General features: G+C 60.4%; 28 protein-coding genes. 23 read left to right on the top strand and 5 right to left on the bottom strand.

What is annotated here, in order from left to right; genetic code table 11:
• The first annotated feature begins 17 nt into the window (after window positions 1-17).
• Window positions 18-2,189 carry a Zn(II)/Cd(II)/Pb(II) translocating P-type ATPase ZntA gene (gene zntA, locus IM300_RS08085; RefSeq protein WP_193036045.1) on the top strand — a complete coding sequence of 724 codons (2,172 nt, stop codon included), beginning with the start codon at window positions 18-20 and terminating at the stop codon, window positions 2,187-2,189.
• Window positions 2,190-2,282: 93 nt separating this feature from the next.
• Here the strand turns inward: zntA and IM300_RS08090 are convergent, their stop codons facing one another.
• The 4 genes from IM300_RS08090 to tusA all read right to left on the bottom strand — a co-directional run bounded on the left by IM300_RS08090 (window position 2,283) and on the right by tusA (window position 5,549).
• The gene (locus IM300_RS08090; RefSeq protein ID WP_063449991.1) at window positions 2,283-3,569 is read right to left on the bottom strand and encodes a TRAP transporter large permease; all 1,287 of its coding nucleotides are present in this window, start codon (window positions 3,567-3,569) and stop codon (window positions 2,283-2,285) included.
• Window positions 3,570-3,579: 10 nt separating this feature from the next.
• Window positions 3,580-4,089 (bottom strand): TRAP transporter small permease, encoded by a 510-nt coding sequence (locus IM300_RS08095; protein ID WP_063865364.1) that lies wholly within the window; start codon window positions 4,087-4,089, stop codon window positions 3,580-3,582.
• A 12-nt stretch (window positions 4,090-4,101) separates the two neighbouring features.
• Complete coding sequence (locus IM300_RS08100; protein WP_063865363.1) at window positions 4,102-5,073, bottom strand: TRAP transporter substrate-binding protein; 972 nt, start codon at window positions 5,071-5,073, stop codon at window positions 4,102-4,104.
• 233 nt (window positions 5,074-5,306) lie between these two features.
• Window positions 5,307-5,549, bottom strand: a complete 243-nt coding sequence (gene tusA / locus IM300_RS08105; protein ID WP_000130627.1) for a sulfurtransferase TusA — start codon at window positions 5,547-5,549, stop codon at window positions 5,307-5,309.
• Between the two features lie 169 nt (window positions 5,550-5,718).
• Between tusA and IM300_RS08110 the strand changes: the two genes are divergently transcribed.
• The 20 genes from IM300_RS08110 to acpT all read left to right on the top strand — a co-directional run bounded on the left by IM300_RS08110 (window position 5,719) and on the right by acpT (window position 22,373).
• Complete coding sequence (locus IM300_RS08110; RefSeq protein ID WP_063449994.1) at window positions 5,719-6,384, top strand: 7-cyano-7-deazaguanine/7-aminomethyl-7-deazaguanine transporter; 666 nt, start codon at window positions 5,719-5,721, stop codon at window positions 6,382-6,384.
• Window positions 6,385-6,456: 72 nt separating this feature from the next.
• A complete protein-coding gene (locus IM300_RS08115) occupies window positions 6,457-7,014 on the top strand; it encodes a DcrB family lipoprotein (RefSeq protein WP_063865362.1) in 558 nt (185 codons plus the stop codon).
• Between the two features lie 135 nt (window positions 7,015-7,149).
• Window positions 7,150-8,199 carry an AI-2E family transporter gene (locus IM300_RS08120; protein WP_063865361.1) on the top strand — a complete coding sequence of 350 codons (1,050 nt, stop codon included), beginning with the start codon at window positions 7,150-7,152 and terminating at the stop codon, window positions 8,197-8,199.
• A gap of 125 nt (window positions 8,200-8,324) precedes the next feature.
• A complete protein-coding gene (locus IM300_RS08125; protein WP_193036047.1) occupies window positions 8,325-9,047 on the top strand; it encodes a beta-ketoacyl synthase chain length factor in 723 nt (240 codons plus the stop codon).
• A complete protein-coding gene (locus IM300_RS08130) occupies window positions 9,044-9,859 on the top strand; it encodes a 1-acyl-sn-glycerol-3-phosphate acyltransferase (RefSeq protein ID WP_193034104.1) in 816 nt (271 codons plus the stop codon). Before IM300_RS08125 ends, IM300_RS08130 begins: the two co-directional genes overlap by 4 nt.
• Entirely contained in the window at window positions 9,840-10,097 is a 258-nt protein-coding gene (locus IM300_RS08135; RefSeq protein WP_003861263.1) for a phosphopantetheine-binding protein, read from the top strand. Before IM300_RS08130 ends, IM300_RS08135 begins: the two co-directional genes overlap by 20 nt.
• Before the next feature lie 11 nt (window positions 10,098-10,108).
• On the top strand, window positions 10,109-10,360 hold the full coding sequence (locus IM300_RS08140; protein WP_193034105.1) for an acyl carrier protein: 252 nt from the start codon (window positions 10,109-10,111) through the stop codon (window positions 10,358-10,360).
• Window positions 10,361-10,370: 10 nt separating this feature from the next.
• On the top strand, window positions 10,371-10,931 hold the full coding sequence (locus IM300_RS08145; protein WP_226842163.1) for a hypothetical protein: 561 nt from the start codon (window positions 10,371-10,373) through the stop codon (window positions 10,929-10,931).
• Entirely contained in the window at window positions 10,924-12,273 is a 1,350-nt protein-coding gene (locus IM300_RS08150; protein WP_193036051.1) for an acyl-CoA synthetase, read from the top strand. Before IM300_RS08145 ends, IM300_RS08150 begins: the two co-directional genes overlap by 8 nt.
• A complete protein-coding gene (locus IM300_RS08155) occupies window positions 12,260-12,610 on the top strand; it encodes a beta-hydroxyacyl-ACP dehydratase (RefSeq protein WP_193036053.1) in 351 nt (116 codons plus the stop codon). Before IM300_RS08150 ends, IM300_RS08155 begins: the two co-directional genes overlap by 14 nt.
• Complete coding sequence (locus IM300_RS08160) at window positions 12,601-14,292, top strand: glycosyltransferase (RefSeq protein ID WP_193036055.1); 1,692 nt, start codon at window positions 12,601-12,603, stop codon at window positions 14,290-14,292. The genes IM300_RS08155 and IM300_RS08160 overlap by 10 nt, the downstream gene beginning before the upstream one ends.
• A gap of 3 nt (window positions 14,293-14,295) precedes the next feature.
• Window positions 14,296-14,718 carry a thioesterase family protein gene (locus tag IM300_RS08165; protein ID WP_193034110.1) on the top strand — a complete coding sequence of 141 codons (423 nt, stop codon included), beginning with the start codon at window positions 14,296-14,298 and terminating at the stop codon, window positions 14,716-14,718.
• Window positions 14,715-15,320 carry an outer membrane lipoprotein carrier protein LolA gene (locus tag IM300_RS08170; RefSeq protein ID WP_193036057.1) on the top strand — a complete coding sequence of 202 codons (606 nt, stop codon included), beginning with the start codon at window positions 14,715-14,717 and terminating at the stop codon, window positions 15,318-15,320. The genes IM300_RS08165 and IM300_RS08170 overlap by 4 nt, the downstream gene beginning before the upstream one ends.
• Entirely contained in the window at window positions 15,289-17,610 is a 2,322-nt protein-coding gene (locus IM300_RS08175) for an MMPL family transporter (protein WP_193036059.1), read from the top strand. The genes IM300_RS08170 and IM300_RS08175 overlap by 32 nt, the downstream gene beginning before the upstream one ends.
• Window positions 17,607-18,185: a DUF3261 domain-containing protein gene (locus tag IM300_RS08180; RefSeq protein ID WP_193034113.1), complete on the top strand. Its 579-nt coding sequence runs from the start codon at window positions 17,607-17,609 to the stop codon at window positions 18,183-18,185. The genes IM300_RS08175 and IM300_RS08180 overlap by 4 nt, the downstream gene beginning before the upstream one ends.
• A 1-nt stretch (window position 18,186) precedes the next feature.
• Window positions 18,187-19,353, top strand: coding sequence for a beta-ketoacyl-[acyl-carrier-protein] synthase family protein (locus IM300_RS08185; RefSeq protein WP_193036061.1), 1,167 nt, complete (start codon window positions 18,187-18,189; stop codon window positions 19,351-19,353).
• A complete protein-coding gene (locus IM300_RS08190; RefSeq protein ID WP_193036063.1) occupies window positions 19,353-19,826 on the top strand; it encodes a 3-hydroxy-fatty acyl-ACP dehydratase in 474 nt (157 codons plus the stop codon). Before IM300_RS08185 ends, IM300_RS08190 begins: the two co-directional genes overlap by 1 nt.
• Window positions 19,820-20,551: a 3-ketoacyl-ACP reductase FabG2 gene (locus IM300_RS08195; protein ID WP_193034123.1), complete on the top strand. Its 732-nt coding sequence runs from the start codon at window positions 19,820-19,822 to the stop codon at window positions 20,549-20,551. Before IM300_RS08190 ends, IM300_RS08195 begins: the two co-directional genes overlap by 7 nt.
• Window positions 20,548-21,777, top strand: a complete 1,230-nt coding sequence (locus tag IM300_RS08200; protein ID WP_193036065.1) for a beta-ketoacyl-ACP synthase — start codon at window positions 20,548-20,550, stop codon at window positions 21,775-21,777. The genes IM300_RS08195 and IM300_RS08200 overlap by 4 nt, the downstream gene beginning before the upstream one ends.
• A gap of 2 nt (window positions 21,778-21,779) precedes the next feature.
• Window positions 21,780-22,373, top strand: coding sequence for a 4'-phosphopantetheinyl transferase AcpT (gene acpT / locus IM300_RS08205; RefSeq protein ID WP_193036067.1), 594 nt, complete (start codon window positions 21,780-21,782; stop codon window positions 22,371-22,373).
• A 60-nt stretch (window positions 22,374-22,433) separates the two neighbouring features.
• Here acpT and IM300_RS08210 read toward each other — a convergent pair whose 3' ends face one another.
• Window positions 22,434-22,940: a phenolic acid decarboxylase gene (locus tag IM300_RS08210; RefSeq protein WP_063449998.1), complete on the bottom strand. Its 507-nt coding sequence runs from the start codon at window positions 22,938-22,940 to the stop codon at window positions 22,434-22,436.
• A gap of 99 nt (window positions 22,941-23,039) precedes the next feature.
• On the opposite strand from IM300_RS08210, the gene IM300_RS08215 reads away from it, so the two are divergent.
• Together IM300_RS08215 and IM300_RS08220 are read left to right on the top strand one after the other, a co-directional pair.
• Window positions 23,040-23,921, top strand: a complete 882-nt coding sequence (locus IM300_RS08215) for a LysR family transcriptional regulator (protein WP_107534139.1) — start codon at window positions 23,040-23,042, stop codon at window positions 23,919-23,921.
• A 32-nt stretch (window positions 23,922-23,953) separates the two neighbouring features.
• Window positions 23,954-24,748, top strand: a complete 795-nt coding sequence (locus IM300_RS08220) for an SDR family NAD(P)-dependent oxidoreductase (protein ID WP_063450000.1) — start codon at window positions 23,954-23,956, stop codon at window positions 24,746-24,748.
• The last annotated feature ends 97 nt before the right edge of the window (window positions 24,749-24,845 follow it).

Consider the following 24,845-nt stretch of genomic DNA (forward strand, 5'->3'; position numbering starts at 1 on the left):
CATTACCGGAGACTGCCATGTCGACTCCAGAAACACCTAAAAAAGTTCCACAGTTCTCGGCACTTAAGCTCAGCCCGGTTCCGGCAAAAGACGACTGCTGCTGCGAAGAAACGTGCGAAACACCAATCCAAACGCTTCCTGAAAGCGGCAACCGCTACAGCTGGGTAGTCAACGGTATGGACTGCGCGGCCTGCGCCCGCAAGGTAGAAAACGCGGTGAAGCAGGTAGCGGGCGTGAACCACGTTCAGGTCCTGTTTGCCACCGAAAAGCTGCTGGTCAGCGCCGAAAAAGACGTCAGCAAGCAGGTTGAAGCCGCCGTCAGCAAGGCGGGCTATACCCTGCGCAGCGAAACGGCGCCTGCCGAAAAAACCTCTCCCCTGAAAGAAAACCTGCCGCTCATTACCCTCATCTTCATGATGGCCCTGAGCTGGGGGCTGGAACAGGTTAACCACCCGTTCGGCAACCTGGCGTTTATCGCCACCACGCTGGTCGGCCTGTTCCCCATTGCCCGACAGGCGCTACGCCTGATGCGGAGCGGAAGCTGGTTTGCCATCGAAACGCTGATGAGCGTGGCGGCCATCGGCGCGCTGTTCATTGGCGCGACGGCGGAAGCGGCGATGGTGCTGCTGCTGTTCTTAATCGGCGAACGCCTTGAAGGCTGGGCGGCGAGTCGGGCGCGTAAGGGGGTGAGCGCGCTGATGGCGCTGAAGCCAGAAACCGCCACACGCATGATAGACGGTACTCGTGAAACGGTCGCCATTAACGCCCTGCGCCCGGGCGACGTGATTGAAGTGCCCGCAGGTGGACGTCTGCCGGCCGATGGGGCGCTCGTTACCGCCACCGCGAGCTTTGACGAAAGCGCCCTGACCGGGGAATCCATTCCTGTAGAGCGTGCGGCGGGTGAAAAAGTCCCTGCCGGAGCCACCAGCGTTGACCGTCTGGTGCAGCTTACGGTGCTTTCTGAACCGGGCGACAGCGCCATTGACCGCATCCTGAAGCTGATTGAAGAAGCCGAGGAGCGCCGCGCGCCGGTCGAACGCTTTATTGACCGCTTCAGCCGGATTTACACGCCCGCCATCATGCTGGTGGCGCTGCTGGTCACCGTCGTTCCACCGCTGTTCTTCGGCGCGCCGTGGGAGGGCTGGATTTATAAAGGGCTGACCCTGCTGCTGATCGGCTGCCCGTGCGCACTGGTGATTTCCACCCCGGCGGCGATTACCTCCGGGCTGGCAGCGGCGGCACGCCGCGGGGCGCTGATTAAGGGCGGCGCGGCGCTGGAACAGCTGAGCCAGATCCAGCACATCGCCTTCGATAAAACCGGTACGCTGACCGTCGGCAAACCGCAGGTGACCGGGGTGTATCCGCAGGACATCAGCGAAAATGAACTGCTTACTCTGGCCGCCGCCGTGGAGCAGGGCTCCACCCACCCGCTTGCGCAGGCGATCGTGCGGGAAGCGCAGGCGCGCGGGCTGGCTATTCCTTCAGCAACCGCTCAACGAGCGCTGGTCGGTTCAGGGATTGAAGCCGTGGTCGAGGACAAAAAAGTGCTGATTGTCGCGGCGGGTACGCGCTCTACGCCACAGGTTGAGGCGCTGGAGCAGGCCGGTCAGACGGTCGTTACCGTGATGCAGGACGGCGTACCGATGGGCATGCTGGCCCTGCGCGACACCCTGCGTGACGATGCGAGAGACGCCGTCGAGGCGCTGCACAGGCTGGGCGTGCAGGGCGTGATCCTGACCGGCGATAACCCGCGCGCGGCGGCCGCAATTGCCGACGAGCTGGGGCTGGCGTTTAAGGCCGGATTACTGCCTGCGGACAAGGTCAGCGCGGTAACTGAACTGAACAGCCACGCCCCGCTGGCGATGGTCGGTGACGGGATAAACGATGCCCCGGCGATGAAAGCCTCAACCATTGGCATTGCCATGGGCAGCGGCACCGACGTGGCGCTGGAGACCGCCGACGCGGCGCTAACGCACAACCGCCTGACCGGGCTGGCGCAGATGATAGATCTTGCGCGGGCGACGCGGACCAACATTCGCCAGAACATCGGCATTGCGCTGGGGCTGAAGGGCATTTTTCTGGTCACGACGCTGCTCGGCATGACCGGACTGTGGCTGGCGGTGCTGGCGGATACCGGAGCGACGGTGCTGGTCACGGCGAACGCATTGAGGTTATTACGACGCCACTAAAAACGCCCGGTGGCGGCTGCGCCTTACCGGGCCTACAACGGCTCTGAACCGTAGGCCGGGTAAGGCGCAGCCGCCACCCGGCAAAAAACGGCGCTACTGCATCCCTAACATCCTCGGCAGCCACAATGATATCGCCGGGATATACGTCACCATCCCCAGCACCACCAGCAGGATGCCGTAGAACGGCAGCATCGCCCGCACCACGGTTTCAATCTTCTGCTTGCTCACCGCGCTCGCCACAAAAAGCACCGACCCAACCGGCGGGGTGATCAGCCCGATCCCCAGGTTAACCATCATGATCATCCCGAAGTGCACCGGGTCGATCCCCAGCGCGTTGGTCACCGGCAGCAGCACCGGCGTCAGGATCAGAATGATCGGCGCCATGTCCATCAGCGTGCCAATCAGCAGCAGCATGACGTTGAGATACATCAGGATCACGTACTTGTTATCGGACAGCGACGTGAAGAACTCGGTGATGCGCATCGGCAGCTGCATGTAGGTCATTACCGCGCCAAACGCCGCGGCAAAGCCGATTAAAATCATCACGATGGTGACGGTTTTCACCGTGCGGCACATCAGCTTCGGCAGTTCGCTCCATTTGTAGTCGCGGTAGATAAACATGGTGACGAAAAACGCCCACAGGCAGGCCACGGCGGCAGATTCGGTGGCGGTAAAAATCCCGGACAAGATCCCGCCGAGGATAATCACCACCGTCATCAGCCCCCACAGGGCATCGAGCATGATTTTCAGCGCCTGCCTGAACGGGATTTTGTCCCCCTTCGGGTAGCCGCGCTTACGGGCGAAGCACAGACAGAGCACCATCAGGCTCACGCCCAGCAGCAGGCCCGGCAATACGCCCGCGATAAACAGCGTGGCGATAGAGACCGTGCCCCCCGCCGCCAGGGAGTAAATCACCGAGTTGTGGCTGGGCGGGATTAAAATCGCCTGTACCGACCCGCTGGCCGTGACCGCCGCCGCGTATTCGCGCGGGTAGCCCTTCTTCTCCATCTCCGGGATCATCACGCTGCCGATGGACGCCGTATCCGCCACCGACGAGCCGGAAATCGCGCCGAAGAACGTTGAAGCCACGATGTTCACCAGCGACAGCCCGCCGCGAATAAAGCCGACAAAGACGTACGCGAAGTTAACCAGCCGTCGGGCAATGCCCCCTTCCGCCATGATCGCCCCGGCAAGGATGAAGAACGGGATCGCCAGCAGCGTGAATTTGTTCACCCCGCTGGTGATCTGGATCATCAGCGCCTCCAGCGGCAGGTCAATCCACAGCGCGCCCGCGACGGCGCTCAGGCCCACGGCGAAGGCCACCGGCATCCCCAGCGCCAGCAAAATGGCGAGGGTGAATAACAAAATAAAAGCATCCATTGTTCACCCCTTAACTGTGGTTGCCGATCAGCACGACCGGACGGTTTTCCTGCGAGCCAAACAGCAGGCGTTCAAGCACAAACAGGATCAAAATCGCCGATCCGACAGGCAGCGGCAGATAGCTCTCGCCGGAGGTCAGGAGCGGAAACTCCGCCACCGGCTGCTCCCACAGCTCGACGCACAGCCAGTAGCTGTACCAGCACATCAGGCCAGAGATCAGCAGCATCAGCAGGTCCACCGTCCGCGCGCACAGCCTTTGCAGCGATACGGGCAGACGGTCGGTGAGCATGTTGACCGCAATATGCGATCCGGCGCGGTAGCTCACCGCCGCGCCGATAAAGGTAAACGTCACCATGCAGATAATGGCGACGGGCTCCGGCCAGGATTCGCCGCGGTTGAGCACGTAGCGTGAGAAGATGCCGATGGGGATAACAATCGTCATCACCAGCAGCGAGACACCCGCCACCGCCATGGCGAGCAGGTACAGACGGTCCATCCACTTCAGGTAGAGTTCGGACATACGTACTCCGGATCACTGAACGTCGGCGATGGCTTTCATCAGATCCTGATGCTTGTCGCCATACTGCGCGCGCACCGGCTCTGTCGCCTTGATAAACACCGTTTTATCAATATCGTGGAACTGCACGCCGCCGGCCTTCATTTTCGCCAGCGCCTGGTCGTTATAGGCATTCCACAGCTTGCGCTGCTCTAACTGCGCTTCACGGGCCAGTGTCAGGATCTTCTGCTGCTCGTCAGCGCTCAGCTTGTCCCATTTCACTTTGGAGTAGAGCAGCATTTCCGGGGTGATGAAGTGGCCGCTCAGCGTGTAGTTTTTCGCAACCGGCATGTAGTTGTGGGCGACAAAGGTTGGCGGGTTGTTCTCCGCACCGTCAATCACCCCGGTCTGCATGCCGCTGTACACCTCGCTGACGCCCATCGCGATTGCGTTCGCCCCCATCGCTTTCAGCGTGGCCAGCGCCACCGGGCTACCCTGCACGCGGATTTTCTTCCCTTTCAGATCGTCCGGCTTGACGATCGGCTCTTTGGTGATCAGGTTGCGGGTGCCGGAGTCCATCCAGCCGAGGAACACCAGACGCGATTTCGGGTTGGCGGTGAGCTTGTCGCCGATCTGCTTGCCGATATCCCCGTCGATCACCTTGTGCATGTGGTCCTCATCACGGAACACGTAGGGCAGCGTAAACACTTCGATATCCGGCAGGATGGCGGCAACCGGCGCCATGGAGACGCGGATCATATCAATCGCCCCCATCTGCGCCTGCTCAATCATCTGCTTTTCATCCCCCAGCACGCCGCCGGGAAAGACCTTAATCTCCAGCTTGCCGTCGGTTTGTTGTTTGAGTTTTTCACCCATCTGCTGAACCGCCACCACGTTCGGGTAGCCTTCAGGATGCACATCGGCGGCTTTAATGGTTTGCGCGGAAACGGTGCAGGCAAAAGCAGACAGGCACAGAGCGGCCAGTAACGGCTTGAGGGTCGTTTTCATTCAGTCAACTCCAGGGTAGTGAGATAAGCGTTAAAACGGTGTTTTAGTTTTTGACGTTTAAAAATTAGACTACGGCTGGAAAAGGGAGGGTGAAGCGCCTCACAAAAGCGCGAAATTTTGAAACGATGGTTCGAAATTGTGATGGGTGCTTGTCGGGTGGCGGCTGCGCCTTACCCGACCTACTACACCCGTAGGCCCGTGCAAGCGAAGCGCCGCCGGGCATCAGGCCGCACCTACCCCTTACGAATCAAATACCGGTACGGCAGGGTTTCCGTTTGCTGCGCCACCAGTTCGTGTTCCATAAAGGTACAAAAGCCGGGGATATCACGGGTGGTGGCCGGATCGTCAGCGACGATCAGCAGCGTTTCGCCGCTCTGCATGTTACGTACGGTTTTACGCACCATCATTACCGGCTCCGGGCAACGGAGGCCCTGGGCGTCAAGCGTGTGGTCTGGGCTGGAAAACAGATCGGTCATTTTCTTCTCGTTCAGGTAAAAACGGCTGTAGTTTACGCCCCGCTATCGTCAATGCAAACCAGGTTAACGATTGCGTGAAAATTAGCCATTGCAAAGTGCGGTTAAAGCAGTATCATGCGGCGGCTTTATTGGGTTCCCTCACCCCAAATATTAATCAAAAAGGTACAATATGAACTCCTTTACACAATCGCAGCGCGTCAAAGCGTTGTTCTGGCTTTCGCTATTTCATCTGCTGGTGATCATCTCCAGTAACTATCTGGTACAGCTCCCTATCTCCATTTTTGGTTTCCATACCACCTGGGGCGCGTTCAGTTTTCCGTTTATTTTCCTCGCGACCGATTTAACCGTGCGTATCTTTGGCGCACCGCTGGCGCGGCGGATTATTTTTGCGGTGATGATCCCGGCGCTGTTCGTTTCTTACGCCATCTCCTCCCTGTTTTACATGGGTAGCTGGCAGGGCGTTGAAGCGCTAACGCATTTCAACCTGTTCGTCGCGCGTATTGCCGCCGCCAGCTTTATGGCCTATGCCCTGGGGCAGATCCTCGATGTTCACGTCTTTAACCGCCTGCGTCAGAACCATCGCTGGTGGATGGCACCGACGGCGTCGACGCTGTTCGGTAACGTGAGTGATACGCTGGCCTTCTTCTTCATTGCCTTCTGGCGCAGCCCGGACGCCTTCATGGCAGAACACTGGATGGAAATCGCCCTCGTGGACTACGCCTTTAAGGTGCTTATCAGCCTGGTTTTCTTCCTGCCGATGTACGGCGTGCTGTTGAATATGCTGCTGAAAAGGCTGGCAGATAAATCTGAAATCGCCGCATTACAGGCAGGTTAAGGGTTCGCTTTATCAGTTGTGATAAGATGAACGAATGAGCCGCTATGGCCGTTTATCGAAAGGAAGAAGTCAATGCGCAATCTGGTTAAATATGTCGGGATTGGCCTGCTGGTTGTTGGCCTTGCAGCCTGTGATAACAGCGACACCAAAACGCCTGCTCAGGGCGCGTCAGCAGAAAGCAACGCCACCGGTCAGCCGGTGAGCCTGATGGATGGCAAACTCAGTTTCTCGCTGCCCGCGGATATGACCGATCAGAGCGGTAAGCTGGGCACCCAGGCGAACAACATGCACGTCTATTCCGATGCCACCGGCCAAAAAGCGGTCATTGTGATTGTCGGTGACGATACCAGCGAAGATCTGGGCGTGCTGGCCAAACGTCTGGAAGACCAGCAGCGCAGCCGCGACCCGCAGCTTCAGGTGGTCACCAACAAGTCGATTGAACTGAAAGGCCACACGCTGCAACAGCTGGACAGCATCATCTCCGCCAAAGGCCAGACCGCGTACTCCTCCGTGGTGCTCGGCAAGGTAGATAACAAACTGCTGACCATGCAGATCACCCTGCCGGCAGACAATCAGCAGAAAGCGCAGAGCGCCGCTGAAAACATCATTAACACCCTCGTGATCCAGTAATCGTTCATCGGGATACCGTGGCCTCCGTCGCTTGCGCCGGGGGCCATTTTTTTGCCACGACTTTCAGACTAACGCTCCAGACGAAGCACTTCCGGCGCACTACAATTAACGAGCCCCCCGGAAAAAGGAATTCTTATGACTGCCAGCCCGCCCGATAAAGCCGGACTTCATATTTTACTCAAACTCGCCTGCCTGGTGGTTATCCTTGCGGGTATCCACGCGGCAGCGGATATTATTGTTCAGCTTCTGCTGGCGCTGTTTTTCGCCATCGTCCTCAACCCGCTGGTGACATGGTTTTTACGCCGGGGCATCAGCCGGCCGGTCGCCATCACCATTGTGGTTATCGTAATGCTGATTGTGCTGACGGCGCTGTTCGGCGTGCTCGCCGCCTCGCTGAGTGAATTTTCCACTATGCTGCCGCAGTACAATAAAGAGCTGACGCGCAAGCTGGTCGATCTCCAGCGAATGATGCCGTTCGTTAATCTGCATATTTCACCGGAGCGAATGCTGCGCCGGATGGATTCCGAGAAGGTCATGACCTACGCCACCACGTTAATGACCGGGCTTTCCGGGGCGATGGCCAGCATTCTGCTGCTGGTGATGACGGTGGTGTTTATGCTGTTCGAAGTGCGCCACGTGCCGTATAAGCTGCGTTTTGCCCTGAACAATCCGCAGATCCACATTGCCGGCTTGCACCGCGCGCTGAAGGGCGTGTCCAAATATCTGGCGCTGAAAACCCTGCTTAGCCTGTGGACCGGCGTGATTGTCTGGCTGGGGCTGGTACTGCTGGACGTGCAGTTCGCGCTGATGTGGGGCGTGCTGGCGTTTTTACTGAACTACGTGCCCAATATCGGCGCGGTGCTTTCTGCCGTCCCGCCGATGATCCAGGCGTTCCTGTTTAACGGTTTTTATGAGTGCATGCTGGTGGGGGCGCTGTTCCTTGTCGTGCATATGGTACTGGGCAATATTCTCGAACCGCGCATGATGGGCCACCGCCTGGGCATGTCGACGATGGTGGTGTTTTTATCATTACTGATCTGGGGATGGCTCCTGGGACCGGTGGGCATGTTGCTCTCCGTACCGCTCACCAGCGTCTGTAAAATCTGGATGGAAACCACCAAAGGAGGCAGTAAACTCGCCATTCTGCTGGGGCCGGGTCGGCCAAAAAGCCGTTTGCCGGGATAACCGGGTGAAAATGGTTAAAAGTGACGTTTATTCGCCAGCGCGACGACAACATTGTACGATGTGCGCAGAAAATCGCGCTGGCGAAGAAAAAGTCACAGAAACAGGTTTATCGCGGACGCGCGTAGATGAAATTTACACTTACCATTATCGACTGGCAGGCAAGAGCGCCAGGACTCAGCGATGCCGGAGCATGGCAGGCATGGTCACGCCGGTTTGACGCTATCGATCCCGCGGCACCGCTGGCGAAACTGACCGATCTGCCCATGATGACTGCCCGCCGCCTTAATTCAGGCAGCAGGCTGGCCGTTGATCTTGGCCTGATGATGCTGCGCAAACACCGCATCGAGGCCGTCGTCTACGCCAGCCGTCACGGGGAGCTGGAACGCAATTTCCGTATTCTCCAGGCCCTGGCGGCAGAACAGCCCGTGTCCCCTACTGATTTTGCCATGTCGGTACACAACTCGGCGGTCGGCAATCTCACCATCGCCGCGCGCCAGCCTGTCGTCTCCTCATCGGTTTCCGCCGGTATGGATACCTTCCAGCAGAGCTTATGCGAGGTGCTGAGCCTGTTGCATGCGGGCTACTCCCGCGTGTTGCTGGTGGATTTCGACGGCCTGCTGCCGGCGTTTTATCACGCCGGGCTGCCGCCACAGATGCCCGTCTGGCCCTACGCGCTGGCGCTGGTGATTGAGGCCGGAGAAACGCTCAGCTGTGAAACGCGCGCCAACCGCACGGCTGAAGAGCCCGCGCTGCCGCAAAGCCTCCAGTTTCTGCGCCATTACCTGCGCGACGCGCGCCAGTTTACCCTGCCGGGCGAGCGTCTGCTGTGGCAATGGACGCGCCAATGAGTGGGTTACTTTCCCGCCTCAATCGGGTATGGCGCATGCTGATGACCGGATTGTGCTTCGTCCTGTTTGGCCTCGGCGGGCTGACGCTGTCGCTGGTGTGGTTTAACCTGCTGCTGATTTTCCAGCGCGACCGCACTCAGCGCCGCCGCCTGGCACGCCGCACGATTTCCGCCAGTTTTCGCCTGTTCCTCGCCGTGGTACGCGGGGTGGGGGTGCTGGATTACCGTTTCAACAACCTGGACGTTCTGCGCGCCGAGCGGGGCTGTCTGGTGATTGCGAATCACCCTTCGCTGCTGGACTACGTCCTGCTGGCTTCGGTGATGAACGAAACCGACTGTCTGGTGAAAAGCGCGTTGCTGCGTAACCCGTTCGTCAGCGGCGTGATCCGCGCGGCTGACTATCTGATTAACAGCGAAGCAGACACGCTGCTTGCCGCAAGCCAGCAGCGTCTGGCCCAGGGCGACACCCTGCTTATCTTCCCGGAAGGCACCCGCACCCGGGTGGGAGAAGCCATTACCCTGCAACGCGGGGCGGCGAATATCGCCGTTCGCTGCAACAGCGCCGTGCGCGTAGTGGTGATCCACTGTAGCGAACGCATGCTGGATAAACAGAGCAGCTGGTATAACGTTCCCCCCAATAAACCTGTTTTCACCGTGGATGTTCGCGAACGCATCAACATTCATGATTTTTATGATGCGAGTCAGCACGAACCCGCGCTGGCGGCAAGGCAGTTAAACCGGCATATGCAGCATCAGTTAACAACCGGTCTTCAATCTTTGTCAGGAACGAAAGATGCAAGCGCTCTATCTTGAAATTAAGAATCTCATTATCTCTACGCTGAATCTGGAAGAACTTACCCCAGAGGATATTGATACGGACGCCGCGCTCTTTGGCGATGGGCTGGGTCTGGACTCAATCGACGCCCTTGAGCTGGGGCTGGCGGTGAAAAATCAATACGGCGTAGTGCTTTCTGCCGAAAGTGACGAGATGCGTCAGCACTTCTATTCCGTTGCCACGCTCGCGGCTTTTATCCATCAACAACGCGCCTGAGAATGACCGCCATGACAGAACAACAAACGATTTATCAGGAAGTCTCTGCGCTTCTTATTACGCTGTTTGAAATCGCCCCGGAGGACATTACCCCTGAGGCGCGGCTTTACGAGGATCTGGACCTCGACAGCATTGATGCCGTCGATATGGTGGTGCATCTGCAAAAGAAAACGGGCCATAAAATCAAGCCTGAAACCTTTAAGGCGGTGCGCACGGTGCAGGACGTCGTGAACGTTGTGGAACAGCTTCAGCGCGACGCGTAACGTGCGTTCGATGCCGATCCTTCCCGTCCTGACGGGGCTGACGCTGCTGGCATGGCCGTTTTTGATCGGCTTCGGGCTGGCGAATAATAGCCTGCACAGGATACTGCCCGTGATGGCGCTGATACTGCTGTTGCGCGTCTGCCAGGCTCGCCGTCAGGGCGGCCCCCTGCGTTATCTGTTCGTGAGCGTGGCGCTGGCTGGCGTGGCGCTTTGCGCGGCGAGCTACGTCCTGCATGCGCATCAGTGGGTACTGTTTTATCCGGTGGTGGTGAATCTGGTCATGCTCGCGGTGTTTGGCGGCTCGCTGTGGACGGCAATGCCTGTTGTCGAACGGCTGGCGCGCCTGCGTGAGCCGGCTCTCTCGCCCGTCGGCGTACGCTACACGCGCCGGGTTACGCAAGTCTGGTGCGGCTTTTTTATTATCAACGGGGCGATCGCGCTGTTTACCGTGCTTCACGCCGATATCCGCCTGTGGACGCTGTGGAACGGGATGATTGCCTATCTCCTGATGGGCACGCTGATGGCCTGCGAGTGGCTGGTGCGACAACGGGTGATGAAAAACGATGCTTAACCCTCTTCCGCTTAGCCAGTGGCTGAACGCGCCGCGTCCTGACGACACCCCCATCGCCTGGTGCGGGGAGCGCCTCTGGACGCTCGGCAACCTGCGCCACGACGTCACTCGGCTGGTCGACACGCTGCGCCATGAAGAGGGCGAGCGCTGGGCGCTGTGCGTTGAAAACGGCTATCTGTTTATCGTCGCGCTGCTGGCGACGCTGCACGCGGGCAAAACGCCAGTCCTTCCGGGCCACACCCGCGGCGCGCAGCTTGAGGAGCAGCGGGGGCTGTTCAGCGGCGTGCTGAGCGACAGCGCGCTCGATTTTCAGGGGCGACAGCTGCGGGTGGCTTCTGCTCAGCGGGCAGGCCATACCTCTTCACCGCTGCCTGCCATCGACGAGATGCGCACGATCGAGCTGTACACCTCCGGCTCGACCGGCGCGCCGCAGCGGGTGAGTAAGCCGGTGATCAGCCTCGATCGTGAAGCCCGCCTGCTGGCGGAGCATTTTGGCGATCGTCTGGCGGGCCGTCACGTCGTGGCTTCGGTAGTACTGCACCACCTGTATGGCCTGACGTTTCGTGTCGTCTTACCCATGGCGCTCGGCCTGCCGCTGCACGCCAGCCTGCTCAACTATGTCGAGCAGCTCGCTGCTCTTCCAGGCGATAAACGCTATCTTTTCATCAGCAGCCCGGCGTTCCTCAAGCGGCTGGACGCGTCGCTGATGCCGCCTCCCGTCGATCTCCTCTTTTCCGCCGGCGGCGTGCTGCCCTGGCAGGCGGTTACCGAAGTTCAGGCCTGGCTCAACGTCTGGCCGGATGAGATTTACGGCAGCACGGAAACGGGGGTTATGGCCTGGCGCTACCGTCAGGAGGAAAGCACGCGCTGGCAGCCCTTCACCGGCGTAACGTTTCATGGCGATCGCGTGACATCGCCGCTGATCCCCGAGGCGGAGGGGATCGTGCTGGATGACATCCTGCACTTCACCGCTGACGGGCGTTTCAGCCTCGTTGGGCGCCGTGGCCGGGTGGTCAAAATTGAAGATAAACGCATTTCGCTCGATGAAATTGAGCGTCGCCTGCTGGCGCTGGACGGCATCCGTGAGGCCGCTGCGCTGACGGTCACGCGCGGCGGGCGTCAGGGTATTGGCGTGCTGCTGGTGCTGAACGACGCCGCGCGTCAGCAGCGGGATGGTCAGGGCAAAAAAGCGCAGGAGCTCGCCTGGCGTCGCGCCCTTCGCCCCTGGCTTGAACCGGTTGCCGTGCCGCGCTACTGGCGGATCGTTGATGAAATCCCGGTCAACAGCATGAACAAGCGCGTGACTGCACAGCTACAGGAGTTGTTTCATGAAGATCCCTGAAATCGAACGCCGCGAGCCTGAACCCGGGCATCTGGAGATAACGTTCTATCTCGACCCCGTTCTGGTCTGGTTCAGGGGGCATTTCGCCGTACAGCCGCTGCTGCCCGGCGTGGCGCAGCTCGACTGGGTAATGCACTACACCGCCGCGCTGGCGCAGGGCTACCGTTTTCACAGTATTCAGAACGTGAAGTTCGCTGCCCCGCTGTTGCCGGAGAATACGGTCACGCTGCACCTGGCGTGGCAACCCGAACGCCAGATGCTGACCTTCAGCTATCAGCGCCATGCGGGCAGCGAGCGCCACACCGCCAGTAGCGGGAAGATTCGCTTATGTCAGTAACCTTCCGCCCCTGCGTGCTTATTCCGTGCTACAACCACGGGGCGATGATGGCTTCGGTGCTGACGCGCCTCGCGCCGTTCGATCTGCCCTGTCTGGTGGTGGACGACGGCAGCGATGAACCCACCCGCCGCACGCTTGAAGCGTTGGCGGCGGATCGTCCGCAGGTCACGCTGCTGCGGCTGGCAGAAAACAGCGGCAAAGGCGCAGCGGTGATGCGGGGGCTGGAAGCCTGCGCAGCGCGCGGTTTCACCCACGCCGTTCAGGTCGACGCTGACGGTCAGCACGCTATCGAAGACATTCCCAGACTGCTGGCGCTGGCCGAACGCCATCCCGATGCGCTCATTTCCGGGCAGCCCGTTTACGATGACTCGATCCCCCGTTCGCGCCTGTACGGACGCTGGATAACCCACGTCTGGGTCTGGATTGAAACCCTCTCCCTGCAACTGAAAGACAGCATGTGCGGGTTTCGCGTTTATCCGATAGCGCCGGTGCTGAAACTTGCGGCATCCACGCCGCTCGGCAGGCGGATGGATTTTGATACCGAAGTGATGGTGCGCCTCTACTGGCAGGGCAATAACAGCTATTTTCTGCCCACCCGCGTGACCTATCCGCCGGACGGGGTGTCCCATTTCGATGCCCTGAAAGACAACGTGCGTATCTCCCTGATGCATACCCGCCTGTTTCTCGGCATGCTGCCGCGTATGCCCACGCTGCTGATGCGTCGCCGCTCGCAGCACTGGGCGCAACAGCAGGAGGTGAAAGGATTGTGGGGCATGCGCCTGATGCTGCGCGTCTGGCAGCTGCTGGGGCGAAAGGCGTTCACCGTCCTGCTGTGGCCGGTTACGGCCGTCTACTGGCTGACCGCCCGCTCTGCACGCCGGGCATCCCGCCAGTGGCTGGCGCGGGTTAAAACGGTGATGGCACAGCGGCAGATGACGCCACCCGCGCGGCTCAACAGTTTTTCCCACTTCCTGCGCTTCGGTCATGCCATGCTGAACAAAGTGGCCAGCTGGCGCGGCGAAATGAAGCTTCATCGCGATCTGGTCTTCGCACCCGGCGCGCAGGAGGCGCTCGGTCTCGATGACCCACGGGGCAAACTGCTGCTCGCGTCGCACCTTGGCGATGTGGAAGCCTGCCGGGCGCTGGCCCAGCGCGAAGGGGCGAAAACCATTAACGCGCTGGTCTTTAGCGACAACGCCAGACGTTTTAAGCAGGTGATGGAGGAGATGGCGCCGCAGGCGGGCATTCACCTGATGCCGGTCACCGACATCGGCCCGGATACCGCCATCCTCATTAAAGAGAAGCTCGATCGCGGCGAATGGATGGCTATCGTCGGCGATCGCATCGCCGTCACTCCGCAGCGCGGCGGCAGCTGGCGGGTGATATGGAGCGAATTTATGGGCCAGCCCGCGCCGTTCCCGCAGGGACCGTTTATTCTGGCGTCCATACTGCGCTGCCCGGTGGTGCTGATTTTTGCCCTCTGTCAGCAGGGGAAACTGACCCTGCATTGCGAGCCGTTTGCCGACCCGCTGCTATTGCCGCGCGGCGAACGCCAGCAGGCGCTACAGCAGACCGTCGACCGCTATGCGCAGCGGCTGGAGCATTACGCGCTCATGTCGCCGCTCGACTGGTTTAATTTTTTCGATTTCTGGCAGCTGCCAGAGGTCAACGAGAAGGAGTAAAGGGTGCTGACCGATCCCCGCTTTACGGCTGAAGTTGAAATCACCGTGCCGTTCCACGACGTCGATATGATGGGCGTGGTGTGGCACGGCAATTATTTTCGTTACTTTGAGATTGCCCGCGAAGCGCTGCTCAACCAGTTTGATTACGGCTATCGCCAGATGAAAGCGTCCGGCTACGTCTGGCCCGTGGTGGATACCCGCGTGAAATACCGCGATGCGGTGACCTTCGAGCAGCGCATTCGCGTCCGCGCCCACGTTGAGGAGTATGAAAACCGTCTGCGCATTGCCTATCAAATCTTCGACGCGCAAACCGGGAAACGCACCACCACCGGCTACACCATTCAGGTAGCGGTGGAAGAAACAAGCCGGGAGATGTGCTTTGTCAGCCCGGCCATTCTGTTCGAACGCATGGGGATCGCGCCATGAAATGGATAATGCTGCTTGCGCTGCTGATTAGCCCGCTGGTGAACGCGATAACGCTGGATGAACTGCAACAGCGGTTTGCGGAGCAACCGGTGGTGCGCGCGCACTTCGAACAGATCCGTACCATCAAAGACATGCCTCAGCCACTGCGCTCTCAGGGGGAGATGCTGATCGCCCGCGACAGCGGCCTGCTGTGGGATCAAAAAACGCCGTTTTCGATGACCCTGCTGCTGGATGACACGCGGATGGTGCAGAGCGTTAACGGTCAGCCGCCGCAGACCCTTACCGCTGACACTAACCCGCAGATGTTCCAGTTCAACCACCTGCTGCGGGCACTGTTCCAGGCCGACCGCAAGGTGCTGGAAGAGAACTTCCGCATCGATTTCAAAGATCTGGGCGAAGGCCGCTGGTCGCTGGTGCTGACGCCCATCACCACGCCGCTGGATAAGATCTTCACCTCCCTTGATCTGAAGGGCGCGATCTATCTGGAGTCGATTCGCCTGAACGATAAGCAGGGCGATACGACGGATATCGCGCTCTCCCGCCACCAGCTCACGCCCGCCCGCCTGACCGATGCAGAACGCCAGCGCTTTGCCGCACCGTAAACCTCTGCGCCCGGCGCTGCTGTGGGCCACGGTATGCCTGATCCTGCTGGGCGTACTGCTGTCGCTGCTGCTCGGCGCGCGGCTGAACAGCAGCGTGCTCGCCATGCTGCCGAAACAGACGCTCGGCGCGATCCCTCCCGCCCTCAACGACGGATTTATACAGCGCCTCGACCGCCAGCTCATCTGGCTGGTCAGCCCCGGCAAACAGCCGGACCCGCGCGTGGCGCAACGGTGGTTGACCCTGCTGCAACGCAGCCAGGCGCTGAGCGTCGTAAAAGGGCCGCTGGACGCCGCCGGGCAACAGGCCTGGGGGGATTTCTTCTGGCAGCACCGCAATGGCCTGGTCGATCCGGCCACCCGCGCACGCCTGCAAAACGGCGGTGAAGCGCAGGCACAGTGGATCCTCTCCCAGCTCTACTCCGCCTTTTCCGGCGTGAGCGGCAGGGAGCTGCAAAACGATCCGCTGATGCTGATGCGCGGCGCGCAGCTCGCGCTGGCGAAGAACAGCCAGAAGATGCAGCTGATGGACGGCTGGCTGGTGACAAAAGACGCGGACGGGAAGTACTGGTATCTGCTGCACGGCGAGCTGGCGGGCTCCTCGTTCGATATGCAGCAAACCCGCCAGCGGGTGACCACCCTAAACGCGTTGCAGCAGACGCTGAAAGCCGAGTTTCCACAGGCGCAGCTGCTCTCGCGCGGGACGGTATTCTACAGCGATTACGCCAGCCAGCAGGCCAAAAGAGATATTTCCACGCTCGGCGTCGCCACGGTGCTCGGGGTGATCCTACTGATTGTGTCGGTGTTCCGCTCCGTGCGTCCGCTGCTGCTGAGCCTGCTTTCTGTTGGCATAGGCGCGCTGGCGGGCACGGTCGCGACGCTGCTGCTGTTTGGCGAGCTGCACCTGATGACGCTGGTGATGAGCATGAGCATCATCGGTATCTCGGCGGACTATACGATTTACTACCTCACGGAGCGGATGGTGCACGGCGCGGAACAGTCGCCCTGGCAAAGCCTGGCGAAGGTGCGTAACGCGCTGCTGCTGGCGCTGCTGACCACCGTCGTGGCATATCTCTTCATGATGCTGGCCCCCTTCCCCGGCATTCGTCAGATGGCGGTCTTCGCCGCCGCAGGGCTGAGCGCCTCGTGCCTGACGGTGATTTTCTGGCATCCGTGGCTGTGCCGGGGCATGCCGGTTCGCCCGGTCCCGCTGAGCGGGATGATGCAGTGCTGGCTGAACGCCTGGCGCGACGGTAAAGTCCTCTCCGTCGGGCTGCCGGTCGCGCTGGCGCTCCTGTCCACCATCGGAATCGCCAGCCTGCGGGTCGACGACGATATCGCCCAGCTTCAGGCGCTGCCGCAGGATATTCTGGCGCAGGAAAAAACCATCACCGCCCTGACCGGGCAGAACGTCGATCAGAAGTGGTTCGTGGTGTACGGCGCGTCGGCGCAGGAAACGCTGGAGCGGCTGGAGGCGTTTACCCCGGCGCTGGCGCAGGCGCAAAAAGCCGGTGAATTTACCCGCTGGCGCACCCTGCCGTTGAACTCGCTGGCACGGCAGAAAAGCGATCTGCATCTTCTGCGCAACGCCGCGCCGACGGTGACGAAAATGCTGCAAAGCACGGGGCTGAAGGCCAGTGAACCGAACCTGAACGCCATGCCTGTCAGCGTGGAGGCGTGGCTCGCCAGCCCGGCCAGTGAGGGCTGGCGTTTGCTGTGGTTGACGCTGCCGGACGGCAAAAGCGGTGTGCTGGTCCCGGTCGATGGCGTCAGGAACAGCGCCGCGCTCGGCGAGCTGGCCTCCCGCCATCCGGGGGTTGTCTGGGTCGATCGTAAAGCCCGCTTCGACAGCCTGTTTGCGCTCTACCGCTCGCTGCTGACGGGGCTTCTGGGCGTGGCGCTGGCGGTGATTGCCTGCGGCGCGATGGTGCGTCTCGGCTGGCGAAAAGGGCTGGTGGCCCTGGTGCCGTCCGTGCTGTCGCTGGGCGGCGGGCTGGCGGCGCTGGCCGTGACGGGCCATCCGGTGAACCTGTTTTCCCTGCTGGCGCTGGTGCTGGTTCTCGGCATTGGCATCAACTACACGCTGTTTTTCAGCAACCCGCGCGGCACGCCGCTGACCTCCATGCTGGCGATTACCCTCGCCATGCTGACCACCCTGCTGACGCTGGGGATGCTGGTATTCAGCACCACTCAGGCCATCAGCAGCTTTGGCATTGTGCTGGTGAGCGGTATCTTCACCGCGTTCCTGCTCGCCCCGCTGGCGATGCCGACTAACAAAGAGAACTCTCCATGATCCGTTTTATTCGCCTGGCGGCAGTAATGATGGCCTTGCTGCTGGCGGGGTGTAGCCATACGACGAATCGCGATGACGCGCTCCCTCAGGCCTGGCTAGAGCCGGGCACACGCGTCACGCTGCCGCCGCCGGGGATCACGCCTGCCATCAGCGCGCAGCAGTTGCTTACCGGCAGCTTTAAAGGCCAGACCCAGTCGCTGCTGGTGATGCTGAACGCCGACGGCGATAAAGTGACGCTGGCGGGCCTCTCCTCCGTCGGGATCCGCCTGTTTCTCGCCACCTACGACGATACCGGGATCCACACCGAGCAGTCGGTTGTGATGCCGCAGCTGCCGCCCGCCAGCCAGGTGCTGGCCGACGTGATGCTGAGCCACTGGCCGCTCAGCGCCTGGCAGCCGCAGTTGCCGAAAGGCTGGACGCTGAACGATACTGACACCAGACGCGAACTGCGCAATCCCGATGGCAAACTGGTCACGGAGATTGTCTACCTGAACCGCAAAGGCAAGCGCGAACCGATTAGCATTGCGCAGCACGCTTTTCACTACCACATCACCATTCAATATCTGGGTGACTGAGATGATTTACCTTTCTGCCGTTGGCATGGTCAACGCGCTCGGCAACTCGGCTGATGAAATAGCGGCGAACCTTACCGCCGGTGTGGCCCCCGGAATGCGCCACCGTGCGGGCTGGCTACAGGGCTTGCCGGAGGCTGTGCTGGGGGGCGTGGAGGGTGAGCTCCCCCCTATCCCCGAGCCTTTTTCCGCCCACCGCAGCCGCAACAACCAGCTGCTGCTGGCGGCGCTGGCGCAAATCCGGCCTGCCGTTGATGCGGCCATTGCGCGCGTGGGGCGCGACCGCGTGGCGGTAGTGCTGGGCACCAGCACCTCCGGCCTGGACGAGGGTGATGAGTACGTGCGGCGCGCGCAGAACGGCGAACGCAGCCCGCAGTGGCAATATCCCCAGCAGGAGCTGGGCGATCCGTCGCGCTTTCTCGCCAGCTGGCTTGCGCTGGACGGCCCGGCGTATACCATCTCGACCGCCTGCTCCTCCAGCGCGCGGGCGATCGTCAGCGGTCGTCGCCTGATCGACGCCGGGCTGGTGGACGTCGCCATCGTCGGCGGGGCCGACAGCCTGAGCCGCATGCCGGTCAACGGCTTCAATAGCCTGGAATCCTTCTCCCCGACTCTGTGCGAGCCATTTGGCCGCAACCGTCGGGGGATCACCATTGGTGAAGCGGCGGCACTGATGGTGCTGACCCGCGAGCCGGGCGAGATTGCGCTCCTGGGCGCGGGGGAATCCAGCGATGCGTACCATATTTCCGCCCCGCATCCGCAGGGTGAAGGGGCGATCCGCGCCATCACCCAGGCGCTGAACGAGGCGGGCATGACGGCGGCGGACGTCGGCTATATCAACCTGCACGGCACCGCCACGCCGCTTAACGATCGCATTGAGGCGCAGGTCATCCACGATCTCTTTGGCGACCGCGTACCGTGCAGCTCCACGAAACACCTCACCGGCCACACGCTGGGCGCAGCCGGGATCGTCGAAGCCGCCCTGAGCTGGCTGATCCTGACCCGTGACCTGCCGCTGCCGCCGCAGGATTTTTCCCGCTACGCGCCGGACGACACGCTGCCCGCCTGCGGCTTGCTGCACCGGGCCGCGCCGCTGAAAAAACCGACGATCCTGTCGAACTCCTTCGCGTTTGGCGGCAACAATGCCTGCCTTCTGCTGGGGAGAGTGTGATGCGCTATTTACCCCCCGGGGATTATCTTCCTCACGATACGCCGATGCTGCTGCTCGAAAGCGTGGAGAGCGTCACCGATGACAGCGCCGTTTGCTGCGTGACGGTGAACGATCGCGGCGTGCTGGCACCGTTTCTGGACGCTAACGGCAACTTGCCCGGCTGGTTTGCGCTGGAGCTGATGGCCCAGACCGTGGGCGTCTGGTCCGAGTGGCACCGGATGCAAAAAGGGCTGCCACACTGTGCGCTCGGTATGGTGCTCGGCGCGCGCGAGCTGGTGTGCAGCGCGGGGCATTTTGCCGCAGGCAGCAGGCTGACCATCACCATCGAACGCCTGATGCAGGATGAACGCTTTGGCAGCTTCGAGTGCAGCATTCGTGCGGATAACGCCACCCTCGCCACGGGCCGCGTGAACACCTTCCAGCCGAGCGAAGATGAATTAACCACACTTTTCAACCAGGGAACCCCATCATGAGATCCGTACTGGTCACCGGTGCCAGCAAAGGCATTGGCCGCGCTATCGCCCTTCAGCTTGCGGCGGACGGTTTTACCGTCGGCGTGCATTACCATCGCGATAAAGCGGGCGCGCAGGCGACGCTGGAGGCAATACTCCGGGCGGGCGGCGCGGGCCGTTTACTCACCTTCGACGTGGGCAACCGCGAGCAGTGCCGCACGGTGCTGGAACAGGAGATCGCAGACCACGGCGCGTGGTATGGCGTGGTCAGTAACGCCGGCATTACCCGCGACGGCGCGTTTCCGGCGCTCAGCGACGATGACTGGGACAGCGTGATCCACACCAATCTCGACAGCTTTTATAACGTCATCCATCCCTGCATTATGCCGATGATCGGCACCCGCAAAGGCGGGCGGATCGTCACCCTGTCGTCGGTGTCAGGCATTATGGGCAATCGTGGGCAGGTGAACTACAGCGCGGCCAAAGCCGGGATTATCGGCGCCACCAAAGCGCTCGCCACCGAGCTGGCAAAACGTAAAATCACCGTGAACTGCATCGCGCCGGGGCTGATTGATACCGGCATGATCGAGATGGACGAAGCCGCGCTGAACGCGGCGATGTCGATGATCCCGATGCAGCGTATGGGCCAGGCCGAGGAAGTCGCCGCGCTGGCGAGCTACCTGATGTCGGATAAAGCGGGCTATGTGACGCGTCAGGTAATTTCAATTAACGGAGGCATGCTATGACCCGTCGGGTAGTGATTACGGGCATGGGCGGCGTCACCGCGTTCGGCGAGGACTGGCCGACCATCTCGCGCCGTCTGCGCGGGTATGAAAATGCGGTGCGTACCATGACGGAGTGGCAGGCGTATGACGGCCTGCAAACCCTGATCGCCGCGCCGATTGAAGACTTCGCGCTCCCCGCTCACTATACCCGTAAGCGCATACGTGCCATGGGCCGCGTGTCGCTGCTCTCTACCCGTGCCACCGAGCTGGCGCTTGAGCAGGCAGGGCTAATTGACGACGCGGTGCTCACTAACGGTCAGACCGGGATCGCCTACGGTTCGTCGACGGGCAGCACCGGGCCGGTCAGCGAGTTTGCTTCCATGCTTACGGAAAAGCACACCCACAACATCACCGGCACCACCTACGTGCAGATGATGCCGCACACCACGGCGGTGAACACCGGGCTGTTCTTTGGCCTGCGCGGACGGGTGATCCCCACCTCGAGCGCCTGTACCTCCGGCAGCCAGGCAATTGGCTATGCCTGGGAAGCGATTCGTCACGGTTACCAGACGGTGATGGTGGCGGGCGGTGCGGAAGAGTTGTGTCCGTCAGAAGCGGCGGTTTTCGATACCCTGTTTGCCACCAGCCAGCGTAACGAGGCGCCGAAAACCACGCCGTCGCCGTTTGACGTTCAGCGCGACGGTCTGGTGATTGGCGAAGGGGCGGGCACGCTGGTGCTGGAAGCGCTGGAACATGCCAAAGCCCGCGGGGCGACAATTTATGGCGAGATCGTAGGCTTTGCCACTAACTGCGATGCGGCGCACATCACCCAGCCCCAGCGTGAAACCATGCAGGTGTGTATGGAGCAGTCGCTGGCGATGGCGGGCCTTAGCTCTCAGGACATTGGCTACATTTCTGCCCACGGCACGGCAACCGATCGCGGGGATATCGCCGAGAGTCAGGCGACCGCCGCTATTTTCGGCGACAGTGTGCCCATCTCATCCTTAAAGAGCTATTTCGGTCATACCCTGGGCGCCTGCGGTGCGCTGGAAGCGCTGCTGAGCCTGCACATGATGCGGGAAGGCTGGTTCACGCCGACGCTCAATTTAAGACAACCGGATGAGCAATGTGGCGCTTTAGATTATATTATGGGGGAAGCCCGCCCGATTGATTGCGAATTTATACAGAGCAATAACTTTGCCTTTGGCGGCATCAATACCTCGATAATCATTAAACGCTGGGCGTAACTATGTACCAGTTTGTACTGGGAAAGATCTCCACCCTTAGCGCGGACCCGCTGGCGTCAACGCTCGCAGACATGGCACCTCAGGGTGCGCGATACGCTTCCTGGCTTGCAGGCCGGACGCTGCTCGCCAGAACCTTATCCCCTTCTCCGCTTCCCGAGATAATCTACGGCGAGCAGGGAAAACCGGCCTTCGCTAACGGTCATCCGCTGTGGTTTAACCTGAGCCACAGCGGGGACGACATTGCCCTGCTGCTGAGCGATGAAGGTGAAGTTGGCTGCGATATTGAAGCGATTCGTCCGCGTGCGAACTGGCAGGCGCTGGCGAATGCCGTCTTCAGCCTTACCGAACATGCCGAGCTGGAACGTGAAGCGCCGGAAGAGCAGCTTTCCGCCTTCTGGCGCATCTGGACACGCAAAGAGGCCATCGTCAAGCAGCGTGGCGGCAGCGCGTGGCAGATTGTCAGCATTGACAGCACCGCCCAGTCGCTTCCGGTCAGCCAGCTACGCTTCGGCTCGCTGAGCCTGGCGGTCTGTACCCCTACGCCCTTCACCCTGACGGCAGAATCAATCGCTTATTGCGGTACCTCTGCGGCATAAAAAAAGGGCCATTCCGGTTAATTCCGAAATGGCCGATGTGCATTTAACGCGTTGCGAAGCTTATTTCAAATTTTCAGGGAAGTTTGCTGGCAGCTCGCTGGCCGCACATGCAATCACGGTATCATCGTTAGCGCCACAGTCGCGAACGAAGGTGATGGTGGCAAATTCATCAATTACTTCAGTCGGATAGGCCGGACCGGCATCACGGTAGCTGTTCATCAGCGGAATGTGATCGTTCTGGAAGCAGACGGTTTTTTCCGGATTGTTCATAACCCAGCGCGGGAAGAAAATGGTGCCGTGGAACAGGCTGTCGCCCAGGTTCACAATCAGGCTGACGTCGGTACCGGTTGGCTCGGTCCAGGAAATTTTATAGATGCTCTCCCCGACGCGGACGATGTACGCCTGCTGATCTTTCACCCAACGATTACCCACCAGACCGCTGTGAATACGGTAGTCGAGCGTGTTCTCGTTTTTGACGTAAATTTCGTAGTTCCAGCCGTTATCGTAGGTATAAACCAGATGTTTGCCGACGAAGCCGCTTAAGTCATGTTTGTCGAAGGTGTTCATAAGATGTCTCCTTTGTTTTGATGAAACTATCGTACCCCTTCAAAAAATGAATGAATAACGCTATGTTTGAATCAAATTCATCCAAAATTTAGATTGATCATGCATAAGACGACGCTAGAACAATGGGCCCTGCTGGAGAGAGTAGTCGAGGCTGGCAGCTTTGCCAGAGCAGCAGAAGAGACGCACCGCAGCCAGTCATCGGTTAGCTATAACCTGTCGCTGTTGCAGGAACGGCTTGGCGTGGCACTCTTAATGACGGAAGGCAGGCGGGCCGTGCTGACCCCGGCGGGTGAGCTGTTGCTGAATCAGGTGAAGCCGCTGCTGAAAGCCTTCGCCTATGTTGAAACCCGCGCTGCGACCCTGCGCAGCGGGATGCGAACCCGTATTGATTTGATGGTAGACAGTATTTTTCCGCGCAGCCGGCTGTTCGCTATTTTGCGGCAGTTTCAGCAGCGGTATCCGCAAACGCAGGTGCGGCTCACCGAGGTGCTGGAAAACAGCCGCGCGGACGCGCTCAATGATGAAGCCGACGTGATGGTCTTAACCCGCCGCCAGGACGTCACCGGGCTGGGCGAATGGCTGATGAATATCGATTTTGTTGCCGTTGCGCATCACGCGCACCCGCTGTTCGCGCTGGATACACCGCTTAATGACGAGACGTTACGCCCGTGGCCGCGCATTCAGATCGCAGACAGCCAGCCCACCGTTCGCCCCGCCGGGGAGTCGTGGACCTTCTCAACCATTGATGCCGCGATCGAAGCGGTGATGTATCAGGTTGGATACGGCTGGCTACCGGAAGAACGCATTCAGGCCCCGCTCCAGCAAGGCATCCTCAAAACCCTGCCGCTCAGCCACGGCGTACGTCGCGCCACGCCGCTGCATCTCATCGTCAAACGCTCCCTCAGCCCGCTGGACGAGCAGGTGGAGACGTTGTTGCGCCTTTTTAAGCAGGATCCGTCATCGTCACCTGCTACGCTTTAAGTTTTGAACCAGAAGACGACAAGGAGCGAACGATGAAAATCGACTTAACGGGAAAAGTGGCGCTGGTGACCGCGTCCACCGGCGGTATAGGGTTTGCCATCGCCCGCGGGCTGGCGGAGAGCGGTGCGGAAGTGATCGTGAACGGGCGCAGCATCGACTCGGTGAACAAAGGCATTCAGGCCTTACAGCAGGTGGTGCCTGGCGTGCAGGTCCGTGCCGCCATCGCCGATCTGAGCTCGCAGGAGGGCGTTGACGAACTGCTCAGGGTTGCCACGCACGTCGATATTCTGGTGAATAACGCCGGGATTTATGGTCAGCAGGATTTTTATTCCACCGACGACGAGACCTGGGAACGCTACTGGCAAACCAACGTGATGTCCGGCGTGCGCCTCTCCCGCGCCCTGCTGCCCGGCATGGTGCAAAAAGGCTGGGGTCGGGTGGTGTTTATCTCGTCAGAATCGGCCTGCAATATTCCGGCGGATATGATCCACTATGGCGTAACGAAAACAGCCCAGCTTTCGCTGGCGCGCGGTCTGGCGAAGTTTGTGGCAGGCAGCGGCGTCACGGTGAACAGCGTGCTGCCGGGCCCGACGATGTCGGACGGCTTTGCCGCGATGATGAAAGACGAGATCGAGAGAACCGGCAAATCGCTGGAGCAGCTGGCGAAAGCGTTCGTGATGGAGAATCGCCCCAGCTCGGTGATTCAGCGCGCCGCCACGGTGGAAGAAGTGGCCAACATGGTCGTTTACGTTTGTTCGATGCAGGCCTCCGCGACTTCCGGCGCGGCGCTGCGCGTTGACGGTGGCGTGGTGGATGACATCGTTTGACCCGTCAGGCCACAGGTTCGAGAAAAAATGAGATCGGATAGAAGGACTGCGAAGGTAAAGCAGGTAAACTAGTGAACAGAATGTGTATTTCAGCTAA

This window comes from Enterobacter cloacae complex sp. I2, assembly GCF_014896205.1.
GTDB lineage: Bacteria > Pseudomonadota > Gammaproteobacteria > Enterobacterales > Enterobacteriaceae > Enterobacter > Enterobacter quasihormaechei.